The 14,334-nt window shown below is 70.2% G+C and carries 12 protein-coding genes and 4 pseudogenes; 9 read left to right on the plus strand and 7 right to left on the minus strand.

Features of this window, described 5'->3' with window-relative positions:
• From ACIBBD_RS28455 to ACIBBD_RS28470, 4 genes and pseudogenes are all read right to left on the minus strand, one after another.
• Positions 1-116, minus strand: a pseudogene (locus tag ACIBBD_RS28455) (ATP-binding protein); the annotation flags it as partial.
• A gap of 557 nt (positions 117-673) precedes the next feature.
• Positions 674-1,087, minus strand: a pseudogene (locus tag ACIBBD_RS28460) (AAA family ATPase); the annotation flags it as partial.
• Positions 1,084-2,697, minus strand: a complete 1,614-nt coding sequence (locus ACIBBD_RS28465) for a Mu transposase C-terminal domain-containing protein (RefSeq protein WP_399422582.1) — start codon at positions 2,695-2,697, stop codon at positions 1,084-1,086. The gene ACIBBD_RS28465 and the pseudogene ACIBBD_RS28460, both read right to left, overlap by 4 nt.
• Before the next feature lie 224 nt (positions 2,698-2,921).
• Positions 2,922-4,082: an ATP-binding protein gene (locus tag ACIBBD_RS28470; RefSeq protein WP_399422435.1), complete on the minus strand. Its 1,161-nt coding sequence runs from the start codon at positions 4,080-4,082 to the stop codon at positions 2,922-2,924.
• Positions 4,083-4,403: 321 nt separating this feature from the next.
• Between ACIBBD_RS28470 and ACIBBD_RS28475 the strand changes: the two are divergent.
• From ACIBBD_RS28475 to ACIBBD_RS28510, 8 genes and pseudogenes are all read left to right on the plus strand, one after another.
• Positions 4,404-4,490: pseudogene (locus tag ACIBBD_RS28475) on the plus strand (hypothetical protein); the annotation flags it as partial.
• 325 nt (positions 4,491-4,815) lie between these two features.
• Positions 4,816-5,097, plus strand: a complete 282-nt coding sequence (locus ACIBBD_RS28480; protein WP_399422583.1) for a DUF2326 domain-containing protein — start codon at positions 4,816-4,818, stop codon at positions 5,095-5,097.
• A gap of 653 nt (positions 5,098-5,750) precedes the next feature.
• Entirely contained in the window at positions 5,751-6,527 is a 777-nt protein-coding gene (locus ACIBBD_RS28485; protein WP_399422436.1) for a hypothetical protein, read from the plus strand.
• Positions 6,528-6,680: 153 nt separating this feature from the next.
• A complete protein-coding gene (locus ACIBBD_RS28490; protein ID WP_399422437.1) occupies positions 6,681-6,833 on the plus strand; it encodes a hypothetical protein in 153 nt (50 codons plus the stop codon).
• 60 nt (positions 6,834-6,893) lie between these two features.
• On the plus strand, positions 6,894-7,442 hold the full coding sequence (locus ACIBBD_RS28495) for a TnsA-like heteromeric transposase endonuclease subunit (protein WP_399422438.1): 549 nt from the start codon (positions 6,894-6,896) through the stop codon (positions 7,440-7,442).
• Between the two features lie 59 nt (positions 7,443-7,501).
• Entirely contained in the window at positions 7,502-9,544 is a 2,043-nt protein-coding gene (locus ACIBBD_RS28500) for a Mu transposase C-terminal domain-containing protein (RefSeq protein WP_399422439.1), read from the plus strand.
• Entirely contained in the window at positions 9,538-10,050 is a 513-nt protein-coding gene (locus ACIBBD_RS28505) for a hypothetical protein (RefSeq protein WP_399422440.1), read from the plus strand. The genes ACIBBD_RS28500 and ACIBBD_RS28505 overlap by 7 nt, the downstream gene beginning before the upstream one ends.
• Positions 10,035-10,169, plus strand: a pseudogene (locus ACIBBD_RS28510) (ATP/GTP-binding protein); the annotation flags it as partial. The gene ACIBBD_RS28505 and the pseudogene ACIBBD_RS28510, both read left to right, overlap by 16 nt.
• 44 nt (positions 10,170-10,213) lie before the next feature.
• On the opposite strand, the gene ACIBBD_RS28515 reads toward ACIBBD_RS28510, so the two are convergent.
• Positions 10,214-10,564 (minus strand): hypothetical protein, encoded by a 351-nt coding sequence (locus ACIBBD_RS28515; RefSeq protein WP_399422596.1) that lies wholly within the window; start codon positions 10,562-10,564, stop codon positions 10,214-10,216.
• A 479-nt stretch (positions 10,565-11,043) separates the two neighbouring features.
• The gene (locus tag ACIBBD_RS28520) at positions 11,044-11,529 is read right to left on the minus strand and encodes a hypothetical protein (protein ID WP_399422597.1); all 486 of its coding nucleotides are present in this window, start codon (positions 11,527-11,529) and stop codon (positions 11,044-11,046) included.
• A gap of 176 nt (positions 11,530-11,705) precedes the next feature.
• On the opposite strand from ACIBBD_RS28520, the gene ACIBBD_RS28525 reads away from it, so the two are divergent.
• Entirely contained in the window at positions 11,706-12,653 is a 948-nt protein-coding gene (locus ACIBBD_RS28525) for an IS701 family transposase (protein ID WP_399422441.1), read from the plus strand.
• Positions 12,654-12,990: 337 nt separating this feature from the next.
• Here ACIBBD_RS28525 and ACIBBD_RS28530 read toward each other — a convergent pair whose 3' ends face one another.
• On the minus strand, positions 12,991-13,398 hold the full coding sequence (locus ACIBBD_RS28530) for a hypothetical protein (protein WP_399422442.1): 408 nt from the start codon (positions 13,396-13,398) through the stop codon (positions 12,991-12,993).
• Positions 13,399-14,334 lie beyond the last annotated feature (936 nt).

The raw sequence follows: 14,334 nt of genomic DNA on the forward strand, positions 1-14,334 counted from the left end.
TCCAGGAGGGCGAGGCGGGCGGTGATGCGTTTGCCGACCGGTTCCCGCTGCGCCTCGAAGCCCTGGGCGACGGCCAGGACGATCTCCAGGCCGTGGCGGCTTCCCAGGCGGGCTGGCGGCCACCGGGAAAGCGGCCCGGGAGCAGGGGCGGTTTGCCCAGGGCGACGAGAAGGTCGTGGGCGAGGCCGGTTTCGCTGGTGGTGCCCGGGCCGGGGTGCAGGGTGATCCGGCCGGACGGCGGATGGTGGGCGGCCAGAGCGGTGTGCGTGTGCAGCGTGTCGTCGTGACGGTCGAGAACCACGGTGACGGACGGCAGCGGCGGGGCGGGAGGCATGGACGGTGTGGTCAGGCGAGGCGGCTGAAGGCCCAGCGCAGCAGCTCTTGGTCGACGCGGGGGCGGCCGGTGCGTGCCAGGGCGGTGCGGGTGTGGGCGGTCAGCTGGGCCCAGGCGCGGAAGTTGCCGTGTGCGGCGTGGCTGTCGGCGAACGTGATGTCCTCGGGGTCGGCGTCGGCCCAGACCGGGTGGAACAATCACCTCGAGGACCTCGCCGGGAGTCAGGCGGGTGAACTGCTGCCAGATGAAGACACGGGAGGACAGCATCGGTTCGCGGCGCAGCACGGTGTGGCAGCCCGCGCCGCCGACGAAAATGATGGCGAGCTGGGTTGAGGGTTCGTCCCAGAGGTAGCGGAAGTATTCGAACGCCTCCCCGTTGAGCCACTGGGCCTCGTCGACGAGGAAGGTACGGGGGCGTTCGGCCAGGGCCGTCTTCAGCAGTCGGTCGAACTCGCTGGGGTGGCGCGGTGGCTCGCCGGCCAGGTCGAGCGCGGTGAACAGCTCGTAGCGCACCGCTCGGGCGCTGGGGCGGGCCCGGAAGGTGATCTTGCGGACGTCCTCGCCGCCGGGTTCGAGTGCGCGCAGACAGGTGTTGACGGCGAGGGTCTTGCCGAAGCCGGCGCCGCCATGGATGCACATCATCGCGCGGGCAGCGACCGTGTCGGTGATGTTCTCCCGGGCAGTGAGCAGGGCGCGGGTGGTGACCACGGAGGCGTCGGGCAGGTCGACGTACTGGTAGGTGGCCGCAGTCATGAGGCGTCTCCGTCTTCGTCGCTGGAGGGAGGTGCGGCCCGCCCGCCCGGGCCGTCGAGGGCGGAAGCCCCATAACAGCCAGACTGGAGCGGGGCGGGCGGGCCTGTCGTGGTCAGCGCGGCCAGGGAAGCAGGGGTGCGCCAGTCGGCCGGTGGCGCGGCGGGCGGGATGACGTCCGGCAGCGCGAGCTGCGCGAGGTCGGAGTCGGCAGTCTGGGCGAGTTCGGCCTCGGCCTGCGCGGTGGTCAGCGCGCCGAGCCGCCGAGGGGGCTCGGCCTGGGTGGCGGCGGCGTAGCGCTCGCGCTGCGAGGCCTCCAGGTCCTTCTTCAGGCGGCGCGCACGGGCGGACCGTGCCCGCCGTACGACGCTGACCTGTTCCTCGGTGGCCTGATCGGCCAGATCCGCAGGACCCAGGTAGCGGCCGGTAGCGGCGTGGTAGACCTCGATGCGGTGGTCGGGGTGGGGCATGAAGCGGATACGGACCTGGATCCCGGCCTGACCGGTCATCCACGACCCCACGTAGTCGCGTTTCCTGAAGCGGATGCCGCGGGTGGTCAGCGTGCGGGTGCCGGCGTCCTCCAGGGTGAACGTCCACAGATCCGCCGCGGGCACGTCCCGCAGCGGGGTGGGATCGTCCTGCCACGCCTCAAGCGGAGTCCTGCCCCGCAACGGCGCCGGGCGGTGCTCGGTGTTCCACCACAGCGTCCAATCCAGCAGCCGAGCGGTGAAGTCCTCGAAGCCCAGCAGCACTTCGTCCTTCGGACGAGAAGCCCGTTTGCCGGGGCGCGACTGGCGGGCGTAGCCGGGCAGCGAGGCCAGGAACATGCTCTCCACCGCCCGGTTCAGCCCCTCTACGGTGCCCTTGAGGTGAGGGGTGTAGGCGGGCAGGTCCTCCACCGTCACTTCCAGGAGATCGAACGCGGCGGTCACCGTCCGGGACAGGAAGTCCTTGCCACGGTCCACCCGCACCTTCTCGGGCACGCCGCCGAACGGGCCGTAGGGTTCCTCACGCAGGACCGCGGAGCGCAGCGCAGCCAGCACCGACTCCCTCGACGGATCCCCCGGCGTGACCGCGACGCCGGTGACCGCGTTCGTCGCGCAGTCGGTAAACCAGGTGATCCACGGCCTTCGGGCCTTGCCCTCGACGTCGACCAGAACCGGGGCCTGCATGTGGTCGGTCTCCCACACCTGGTTGCGCCAGCCCCGCGGCCGGGCCAGGAACACATCATGTTTGCGCGCCGCCCGCTCCCCACCCGCAAGCCCCGCCCGCTCCCCCGGCGCCAGATCACGGCGGATCGCCCGGTGCAGCGTCGTCAACGACGGCGCGTCGGCAGGCGGAGACTGCCTGGCAGCACGCAGGACCAGCTCGCGATGGACCGCCCGCACGTTCCCCTTCCACAGCGCCAACAGTCCACGGACCTCGGGCGTGACCGTGAACCTCGCATCGACTCGAGAGCGTGCGCCGGGGTGGGCGGCCGCGGTCTCATCGCTCTGAGCGGCGACCAGCCATCGCCACACCGTGCGCTCTGACACCCCCAGCGCGTCTGCAGCCACTCGTACATGTCCTGCTGTCAGCTTTTTCCCTGCCCGCAGTGCGAGCAGCCGCCGCACGGCCGGACCGCGCAGTGCCGTCCTCGACGCCGCAGGCAGCCCGCCGCCTGCGCGGACCGCGTCACCGTCCTCCATGTCAGCTCCCCTCACGCGGGTGGGACGTCGTCTATTGCCAGGTGCCGGGACCGTACGATCGCCCTCCCGTCCGTGCAGAGCGCTCCGGTCACAGCGGCGGCGCGACCCGCTTAAACAGCCGCCCCAGCAAGGCCCGGTCGATGGATGCTTCAGTGGTGGTGAGCAGAGCGTTCTGCAGGTGCGCCGTCAAAGCGGCCCATGTGCGGAACGTGCCATACGCGCACGACCGGTCGATCCACGTCAGGTCCGGGGCCGGTACGGTGCGCCACAGCGGATGGAAGCCGGTCACCACGGTCGCCACTTCCGCTCCGGCCAAGCGTGGAACTTCCTGCCACGCGCCGATCCGTGATGCCAGCTGCGGCAGCCGGGACAGCGCCCGCTCGCTGCCCGCCCCGCACCAGCGTGATCCGCGTATCTGGGTGGTCCCACAGGCTCTGCAGGTACTCCAGACACGGCACCGGCAGGCGCTGTGCCTCATCGACCACCAGCACCCGCGCCTCACTCAAGGCGTCCGTGACCGCGGCGTCGGCCAGCGCCGACGTGTGCGGGAAGCGGCCCGCCAGCGCCAGAGCGTCGAATACCGCCCGCCTCATGCCGGCCACCGACGGGCGCACCGGCACCGGCACCCACGTCACCTTCCAGCCCGGAGGCACTGCGCTGAGCACCATCCGCACGGCGACGGTCTTGCCCCGGCCCGGATTGCCAAAGACACACACCGCGCCCTGGGCCGCCATCGCCTGCCCGACCGCCTCGGCCACCGCCCGCACCGACGACGTCCGCACCAGCTGCGCGCCCGCCGACAACGCCACACCCGCCACCGCACCGTTCTCCCCCACCGGCAAGCTCCCGGTCGCCTCTGGTACGAGACGCGGCAGCCGGAGCGCAGCCACTTTCGCCGCGCCTGCCTCACTCGGTCCGGCCAGAGCGAGGTCAGCCAGTGCCTGCCGCGTTTGCTGTTCTTCCCGCTCCCGCCGCGCCACCGCGCGGTCCGGCAGGACCCTGCCGACCTGAAGGTCCCGGCGCACCGCCCGGTGCAACGACGCCAGGGAGGGCACCTCGCCCCCGGCCGCCTTCAGGTGCCGGTGCAGCGCCGCAACGTTCCCGCCCGCCTGAGCCAGTGCCTCCCACATCTGGTCGGACAATTCCAGCCGGGCCCGCGGCCTGCGCTCGACGCGGCCCTCCGTCCGCGCCGCATCCAGCCAGCGCCACACCGTGCGCACATTCACCCCGCCGACCTGGGCGCCCGCACGCACATGCGCCGTGGTCAACGCCCCGGCCGCCTCGAGCTCCAGCAGCCGCGCAACCAGCACCGGTCTGGACACCCTTAACCCGCCGTGACCTCACCCCACGCGCCCGACTCCCCCACCCCGCCCCCTTCCGCCCGCGCAAGACCGACACCGGCCACCGTGCCGCCGCGCAGCCCTCGAAAGGATCAGAAGTGCCGTTCTCAAGACAGTGGAGCGGAGTGGGGTGTACCACCCCATGACAGCCGCGGCCGCCGCACGCACCGCCCCACGTCAGTGATCCCGCCCTTACTCAGCACCCCACCAGCGAAAACGCCCAGCTCTGACGTGCCGTCACTGACACCCACCCACTGACACCAAACCGGCACATCGCAGGAGCGAGCACGCTTGGGCGAGGACCAAGCCCGCCTCCTTCGAGACCTTGCCGAAGGAGGAGCGCTGGAGGCTCTGACGGCCCTGCAGACAGCCCTCGGGCGTGAAGAGGCCGCTCTCCAGGCGCTGCGTCACCGATTCGAAGCGGCGCAGACCCTCGAAGCGAGCGCCCGGCAGATCACCGCGAAGAGTGTGGAACTGCAGCAGGCCGTTGACACCGATCTCCAGGAGCGCCGCCGACAGACCGACGAAGCCATCCTGCTGTTCTCTCACTACGCCCAACGCCTCTACGGAGAAGGGCGCGAGGCCTACCTCGCCATCGAGGCCGGCCGCAACAGCCTGACCATCACGCCGCGCATCGACAGCGACGGCAGCCGCGGCATCAGCAACATGGGTCATCTTCTGCTTCGACCTGACCCTCGCGGTCCTGGCACACCGACACGGCCGTGGCCCCGACTTCCTCATCCACGACAGCCACCTCTACGACGGCGTCGACGACCGGCAAGTCGCCGCTGCCCTGAAACTCGCCGCCGAAGTCACCGAGGAAGAGAACCTGCAGTACATCGTCACGATCAACACCGACAGCCTGGGTATGGCCGCACAGCGCGGCTTCGATCCCGAGCCCTACACCCGCAGCCCCCGCCTCACCGACGAACATGAAACCGGCGGCCTCTTCGGCTTCCGCTTCAAAACCACCGGCAAGAGATAGACGAGGTGGCCGACACCAACAGGATTGCCCCCGGCTGCAGTCCCGCACCGGGGATCTTCCGTGTCGCTCCCCTCTCCGGGGAAACGACGTCGTCACTGATCTTCCGTATCGCGCGCCGCTACGGGCTGGAAGCGAAGGTGCTGCGGTCCTGCTGGCACTGGCGCAACTACCAGCCCGGGCACGACGGCGGGGGCGCGCGAGCAGATGCCGAGGTGCTGCTGAACACAGCCGGACGGCAGCTCCTGGCAGGCCTGTGCGGCGTCAAGGAAGACGTGCTGGCGCGGGCACTGCCGTCCTGGGGACAGGAAGACGCCAAACTGCCCGCCGAAGAGGACGGAGCGCCGGCGGCGGCGTGGCGGATTGGCGGGGCGCGCCGGGCCGGTGGCGTTCGGCTGCCGCCTGTGCGCCGCCCGGCGTACCGGGACTGCCGGGCGGGTCATGCAGTACGCGCCGCTCTGGTCCCGGGTGTGCGTCCGGCACGGACGGTGGCTCCTGGACGCAGACGCCGACCAGCCCCTCGAGTATCTGGACGTGCGGCACCTGCCGGAGGTGGTGGCGGCGCAGCGGCGGTGGGCCGGTGTGGCGCGGCGGGCGGTGCGGGCCGGGGCCGAGCCGGAGCGGGTGTTCGCGCTGGCGCATGCGGTGGTGGCCCGGTGGTGGGAACGGCCCTGCACTGGGAGCAGGAGAAGGTGTGGCCGCGGCGGCTGCACCAGGTCGCGGGCGGCGATGCCGGGGGTGATCTGGAGCGGTGGCGGATCGTGGGGCGGGACGCGGTCGTCTTCCCCGAGGTGGTGGCCGTCGCCGACGCGCTGCTGGACCCGGCCATGGCTCACCTGGTGTGGATGGACAGCGGTGCCGGGCGGCCGCGGGCACTGCCCGCCGACGGGATGTTCTGCCGCCGCCTCGGTGAGCGACTGGGGCGGGGATGGCTGGGGCCGCTGGCCGCGACCGACTACGGCGGCCCGCTGACCTCCTGGATGGGCGCCGTCATCCGCATCCGCCGCGGCGCGGGCGGGCCGCCCGGATACGACAACGACCCCTGGTGGCTGCGCCAGGAACACCAGAGCGCGACCATGGCCGGACAGCTGCGGGTGCTGGGCAAGGAGAAGAAGGCGCCCGGCACGGGCAGGATGTGGCGCGCGGCGGTGCCCGCCGAACAGTGCACGCTGATCACCCGGACGATCGAGAGCGCCGAGGAACAGCTGCTCCAGCTGCGCGGGGTGCAGACCGGGCCTACCGCCGACGTCGCCCAGCAGCTCCTGCGCGGGCTCGGTCACAGTGCCGACCTGATCGAGAACGCCTGGAAACGGACCGCGGTGGCGGCGGTGAACGGCGGGGTGCCGCTTGAGGAGGTGGCCCAGTGGGCGGACATGCCCGTCGAGGTACTCCGGGAGATGCTGACCGCGACCAGGCGGGAGAGCGGCAGCTGAGCACGATGCGCCAGGGAGGGGTCGGCTGTTAGCTGATACGGCACTCGTTCGTGGCAGGAACACTGAAAACGGCGGTCCGGACGAGCGGGAGCGGCTTGGCTGGCGCGGGTGACCAGCACAGGAGCGGCCCGGCCCCGCCGCCGGGCAGGGCGAGTGGCCATTGACCAGGGCGGCGGGTTCGAGGCGGTGTTCCTCGACCCGGTGGGACAGACAGTGCAGCAGCGGTGGGCGGATGCCGCCATGACCGTGGCGTTCGAGGGCTTGCCGCCGGTGTCGGCGTTCCCGGTGGTCCCGGGCAGGCGCTGAGGGCCGGGCCTGTGGTGGTCGGCGACCACAGGGCGGCACGTGGCCGCCGGGTCGAACGCGATGCGTGTCCAGCTGATGGTCCTGGACCGCGATGCGGACGTGACAGGCCTGGCGGGGCGGCCGGTACGGCTGCTGTGGCGTGATCCCCGCGGCCAGGTGCGTTCCTGGGTGCCGCAGCTCTTCGCCCGCCGTGCCGACGGCACCGCGCTGCTCGCCGACTGCCCCAGCCACCCCGACGCCGGCGGCGAGCGGGCGGTGACGGCCGCCGTGGCGGTGGCGCAAGCGTGCGCGCACATCGGCTGGACCTACCGGCGCCTCCCACCGCTCGACGACGTCCTGGCCGCCAACCTGAAATGGCTGGCCGGTTACCGCCACCCTCGCAACGCCGGCCGCCTGGGCCTGAAGGCGGCGGTCATCGAGGCGTTCACGCGGCCGCGGCCGCTGATCGAGGGCGCAGAAGCAATCGGCGACCCGGTCGAGGTCCTCCCCTGTGTCTTCCACGCCCTGTGGCACGGCGAGCTGACGGCTTGCCTGGACACGCCACTGCACGAACGCGTCCCGGTCGGCCCGCGGGGCTGGAGCGGCCCCGAGACGGGAGATGCTGGGTGACCGCGCGACGGAATGCCCGGCCGGCCGTGAAGGTCGGTGCTCACGTCCGGTTCCGTGGCGTGAAGTGGCAAGTGGTCGCCCTTTCGGGGCAGGACATCCGCCTCGTCGGCCCGGACGGCGGGGGTGAGGCCGTGCTCGCCGGGCACCTGTTCGCCGACCCCGGCTTCACCGTCATCGGCGCCGATGCGCTGCAGGCGGCCCCGCAGTGGGGGCTGTTCGAAACCGCCCCCGCTGCGGCACGCGAGAAAGCACTGGCCTGGCAGCGGCACATCAGGGAAGTCGAATGTGGCCTGCCCGGCGGGCCCGGCAGCGAAGGAGCCGTGCGGCCGCAGTACGACCCCGAGCAACACACGCTGGCCGAACGGGAGCAGGCCAAAGCCCAGGAGCTAACCGCGCTCGGGTTCGGACGAGTCTCGCGCACCACGGTGCAGCGCATGCGCCTGGCCTACCGCAAGCAAGGCCTGTGGGGGCTGCTCGACCACCGCACCACCCGCACCTCCAGCCCCACCGGGCGTTCCGACGAGCGGGTCGTCGCCGCCGTCCGCGAAGCGCTGCGCCGCCGCCGAGGCCGCTCCAAGGGCACCATCAACGGCCTGTTCCCCCTGATCAACCAGATCCTTGAAGACCGACACGGTCCCGGGACGGTGCCGGTGCCGTCCCAGGCCACGCTGTACCGCCTGGTCACCACCCTGGCCCGGCCCGGCGAACTGCCCTCCGGGCCCGTCCGGCAGGTGCCCGCGAGCGTCGACGGACGGGCCTTCACCCCCGCCACGGCGCTGCGGCCCGGCGAGCAGGTCCAGGTCGACACCACCCGCCTGGACGTCCTCGCTCTCTTCGACGACGGCCGCCTCGCCCGCCCCGAACTTTCGATCGCCGTCGACGTCGCCACCCGCGCCATCCTCGCCGCCGTGCTGTGCCCCAGCGCGACCAAGGCCATCGACGCGGCCCTGCTGCTGGCGGAGATGGCCGTCCCGCACCCCGCCCGGCCGACCTGGCCGGACATCCTGCGCATGGACCACGCTCCCGCACTCCCCCACCAGCGGCTGGCCACGCTGGATGAGCGCCTGGCCGGCGCGGCGGCCCGGCCCGTCGTCCTGCCCGAGTCGATCGTCGTCGACCGCGGCAAAGTCTTCGTCTCCGCCGCTTTCACCGCCGCCTGCGAGCACCTCGGCATCAGCGTCCAGCCCGCCCCGCCCTTCGCTCCCACCGCCAAAGGCATCGTCGAGCGCGCCTTCGGCACCATCAACCACCTGTTCTGCCAGCACCTGCCCGGCTACACCGGATCCGACGTCACCCGCCGCGGCCCCGACACCGAGAAAGATGCCTGCTACAGCGTCCCCCACCTGCAAGACCTCCTCGACGAATGGCTGGTCCACTACCACCACCGCCCCCACGAAGGCCTGCGCCACCCGATGATGCCCCGCAAAGCCCTCACCCCGAACCAGATGTGGGCCGCGCTCGTCGCCGTCGCCGGACACGTCCCCGTCCCGCTCACCCGAAGCGACTACCTCGAACTGCTGCCCGTGCGCTGGCAGGCCATCACCGCCTCCGGCATCCGCATCCACCACCGCACCTACGACGCGGACCTCCTCGCCCCCTACCGCGGCCAGCCCTCCCCCGTCGCCGGCCGAGGCGGCAAATGGGAGATCCACTACAACCCCCACGACGTCCGCCAGATCTGGATCCGCCTCCCCGACGGTGACCTCACCGAGATCCCCTGGATCCACCGCGACCACGTCCACCAGCCGTTCAACGACCACACTTGGCAGCACATCCGCACCCTCGCCGTGCACGGCAACCACAATGATGCCGAGCACTACGAAGCCGGCCTCGCCGACGCCCTCGACCAGCTCATGCGCCGCGTGACCACCGGTCACGCCACCAAGGCGGAACAAGCTCTCGTCGCCCGCGCCACCACAGCGCCGATCCCCGCCGCCCGACATCTGCAGCACGACACCGACCCCACCACCGGCGAGTCGGCGCAGCACGGCGAGGACGACAGCATCGACGATCTCGACGACGCGCCCGACGGCGACTTCAGCCCCGCCCCTGCCACCGGATTCGGGCTCTACGACGCACACGAGGAAGCCGACAGATGGTGAACCCGAACCCGCAGAGTGCGGGCAGCACACCAGTCGGCGCCGGCGACAGTGATGCGGCCGAGCCGTCCTGGCCCCTGACCACCTGGCAGGGCTGGCACCGCTTCGCCACCACCGACCCGCCCGCCCCGCCCCAGCCCGACGACCCGCCCCGCAGCACCGAAGAACGCCTGGCCTACCACTCCGCCTTCGTCACCATCCGCACCCCCGCCATCAGCCAGCTCGCCACCCAGGTCCGCACCCTGATGATCCTCGGCCGCCACCAGCAGACCACCGCACGGCCCTCCCTCATCGTCACCGGACCCGCCGCAGCCGGGAGAACCACCGCCTTGCTGAACGTCGGCCGCACCTGCCACCTCGCCCACATCCGCAAAAACCCGCCCCCGCCCGGATCAGCCCACGCCGCGGCACCCGTGGCGTACGTCCTGGTCCCGCCCGCGGCGCCACCGCGAAAACCCTCATCACCGAATTCGCCCGCTACCTCGGCATCCCCGTGGCCACCCGCATGACCCAGACCCAGATCACCGACGCCGTCTGCCACACCTACACCCAAGCGGGCGTCCAACTCATCCTCATCGACGAAATCCACCGCCTCAACCCCCGCACCACCACCGGCGCCCAAACCGCCGACCTGCTCAAAGACCTCACCGAACGCCTGGCCGCCACCTTCGTCTACGCCGGCATCAACGTCACCGACACCCTCTCTTCAGCGGGACACGGGGCGCTCAACTCGCCGGACGCGCCACCCTCATCACCTGCGGCACCCTCCCCGCCCGCCACGGCACCCGCCAACCCTTCCGCGACGTCATCACCGACATCGAAAACGCCCTCGACCTCGAACAACACAAACCCGGCACCCTCCCCCGCCACGCTGCTTACCTCCACCAGCGCACCGCCGGCCGCATCGGATCCCTCACCCGCCTCATCCGCCAAACAGCCATCACCGCCATCCACGACGGCACCGAACGCATCACAAAAGCTGCCCTCGACGCGGTACAACTCGACCACCTCGCCGAACAACACAGGCGCCCCACCCGCAGCCGCTAACCCCTGCCCGCCGACCAGGCAAAACAGCGCTGACCAGCACAAACACCAACCGAGCCTTTACACGCTAGCGAAACCCACAACGAGCCCGGTCCCACTCAGCGCACATGACACAACCCCAGCTCACACCCCGAACTGCCCGCTGGAACCATGCACCCGGCCTCTCTCAACGAACCCACAACACACCAGGCCAGCAAGCCCGCGATACACCAACAAGCCCCCCTCCGAGCGTCATCCTCGGCCACGCCCACATCGGCGTCACAGCCGGCATCTACGCCCATGTCCGACTCCGCCTCCAGCGCCAGGCCATAGACGCTCTGGGCGATGCCCTCGGCCGGACCGAGGACGACCCACCCGCAGCAGTTGTTCGCTGACGTTGCCGTCAGCGTTGCCGTCAAGGTACCCGAAAGCCCCACCGGCGCCAAAACCGGTAGGGCTTTCGAAATCCCACTCTGCAACTACCCCCGCGGCATCAGGAGAACATTTCGAACGCCTTCATCGGAAAACCACTCCTCCGCTTCGTGGAACTCCACGAGTGCGCGCATTTCTCCTTGAACACTCGACTCGGATGCCTGGATGGCCTCGTTGAAGCTATTCACGGCGACGGCACCCGCACGCGCCAGGATCAGGAGAACGTTACCGCTGCCATCCTTCGGGATGGAGACAAGCCCTCTCGCCGCCAACGCCACCCCCTTACCGAGGTCCGAACGAGGGAAGCGGGACAGGGCCGCGTGTGCCGCCTGGTATGCCCCGTAATCCTCTTCGGCCTTCAGCGAGGAAACGATTGCAGCGACGCCTTCCGCTCCTTCCTCTCCGGTCACGGAATCGGCCAACTCGACGTACCGATTCCAGCGCCGCGCAGCCTCCTCCGGGGGTGTGGCCTCGTCATCGTCTTGCACGAGGTCGCCGCACTCGACGATCTCAACTTTCCAATCCGCCGACATGTGACCCTCACTCTGTTTCCGCGCCAAATCTACTGACTCCGCTCCGCCGCCCATTTCCGCAGGGCCTTATTCGAACTGAGACTCATCCACATCTCTACGATCGCCTCGTCATACCGTGGTGCCCGTTCACGTGCTTACAAACAGATCGGTGTCTTCGCGGCCCTACGCCGCCGGCCATGGCAGAGCCCGCGTCGACCGCGAGCTACCTGCCCAAGTCCTGGACCAAGGATCGAGAGCGGTGCCGGGAAGCGAAGGTCCCCGACGAGCGCACCTTCGCGACCAAGGGCGAGCTGGCCAAGGGCCTGGTCCGGCGCTGCCTCGCCGCGGGCCTGCCCGCCGCGTGGGTGACTGCCGACGAAGCCTACGGACACGACTGGTCCTTCCGCCGCCTGCTCGAGCAGCTCGACGTCGGCTATGTCGTGGCGGTGCCGAAGTCCCAACAGATCAAGTCCCTGGCCGGGATCTGGCGCATCGACCAACTCATCGAGGAAGCACCCGCCCACGCCTGGCAGACCCTCTCCTGCGGCGACGGAGCCAAGGGCCCGCGCGTCTACGGCTGGGCCGCGGCCAAACTGCCCGCCAACATCATCTTCGACCCGGACCTACCCACCCATCACCGCTGGGTGATGGCCCGACGCAGCCTGTCCGACCCCAGCGAACTCGCCTACGCACCCGTCGGCGTCGAGATCGCCGAACTGGCCCGCGTCGCCGGCTCACGCTGGGCCATCGAAGAGTGCTTCCAGGCCGCGAAGAGCCAGTGCGGCCTGGACGAGTACGAGGTCCGACGCTACGTGGGCTGGTATCGCCACATCACCCTGGCCATGCTCGCCCACGCCTTCCTAGCAGTCCTCGCAGCCCGGGCCCTGGCCACCGCAAAGGGGGGCAGCAGAAACGACACCACCAACCTCATCCCCCTCACCGTGGCAGAGATCCGGCGCCTACTGGACACTCTCCTGCCCCACCCCCAGACCCCACCAGGACCGACAACTGCACGCTCTGAACTGGTCCCACTGGCGCAGACACCACCAAGCCATCGCCCGCCGCTGCCACTACCGAAGAAGAACCAGCTCAGGACACGATTAATGACTGGAGTACTAAGCCTGAGGAGACCCTCGTCTTCGTAGTCGACCTGCTCGCAGTCAACTGACCCGCCCGCCGCCGTCGGCTCCTAGCCGACGGCGGCCACAGGAGCTCCTCGGAGCAACTGGCCCATGGCCGCGCCATGCCCCATCGCAGGCCCGGGGGACACCGGCGCGCCTCGCCGGGGTGGCTCTCGAATCCGTTGCCGGACTGGCTCCCGAACCACCCGCCAAAAACAACCCGACCCAGGCATGAACACTCGGAACACCGGATAATCCCCCTCGGGGCAAGCAACACAAGCACGAAGGCCGGAAGACCGAGACCTATCCCGGACATCCGGCCTTCTGCTAGAAGCCCGTGGTTCCTGACGCAGACCGCGGGCTATTCGACGTTGATGTCCTCGAAGGTAAGCGTGATTTCCTCACCCTCCGCATCAACCGATGCGTTGGCGAGCTTGAGGACATGCACCGCCTCGCCCTCACCGTCGGAGATCGTCAGGACGGCGTCCTCAGAGCCGCCCTCAGCTGCCGCCGCAAGAGCCTGAGCCTGATCGGGCTCCAGCACCAGCTTGATCTGCCCGGGCTGCACAACCCCGGACCTCACCTGACTGATGGGCAGGTCCCTCGGACCCGGGACCTCACGGATGAGAAGGTCCCCCTTTGGAGTGTTCTGCTTCACCTCGATTGACTCTTGCCCGGATGCAATGCCGCTGACCGACTTGATGGTCCCCACCCGGAGATTCCCGAACTCAAGTGCGAACTTGTCGGCACGCGAGGCGTCACCAAGCATTTTCGTTCACCGCTCTTCCGTCTCATGCCCAGGGGGAGATCAGTCCCTTCCTGGACGCCGCGAAGCAGTCGAGGCCGGCCATGCCCGCCTGGCATCTGGCCATAGGGCCCTGTCATCGTGCATAACGCGCGAGCGTGTCCTGTGACACGAGGCTTGTGGACTGCCGCAATCGAGGCGCCGAACCCATCGCATCTGCGGCCTCAGAACCCACGGCCACCGACTGGTTCCGAGACGAACGGGCTCAGGAATCCAGGAACCCGTCGGCTTCAGGTAGGGCCGACTTCGACTGGATGGTGCGGCTCGGCTGGGGCCGCTCCCCGTAATCGATCGAGGTCTGCTTCGGCACGAGCTGGGCCGGGGCCGTCGACGTCGAGCTCTACACCACGGTCCGTCGACAAGGTCATCCCCGCACACCCGGAGGTCGACTGGAAGCACTTGTGCGCGGTGGAAAATGGCTGGCGCTCCCCACTCGCCGCGCTGGCGAAGCAGGCCGCCCCGGCCTGTCCCGGGCCGCTGCCGTCGGCGCCACCTCTCCCCCGTGTCCGGCGGGAGGGGCAACGTCGCCTGTGGGTTCAGCCGCGGCGGCGAAACAGACTTCGAAGCTTGCACGGCTCCTGACCGTGGTCGTGCTGCTATTCCAGTGGCGTGGCGGCCTGGAATCGAGCGGCTTCGGCGGCAGCTTCCTTGCAGGCGATGTCGTCGGCGCGACAGTTGCCGCACACGGCCCGCCTCCCCGGCCGTCCAGGCGCCACCGCACGCGGTGGTCTCTTCCCAGTGCTGGCCAGTGCACTTCTGCTCGCACCGCTTGTACACCAGCCGCCGCGCCTCCCGCTCAGCGGCTCGGCGCCGTTCTTCTTCCGCTTCGGCGCGGGCGGCCTTGCGGCGGTAGAGAGCGTCGCCGTCGGGGTGGTCGGGCGCGGCGGTCGGTATCTGTTC

Source organism: Streptomyces sp. NPDC051315, assembly GCF_044455165.1.
Classification (GTDB): Bacteria; Actinomycetota; Actinomycetes; order Streptomycetales; family Streptomycetaceae; genus Streptomyces.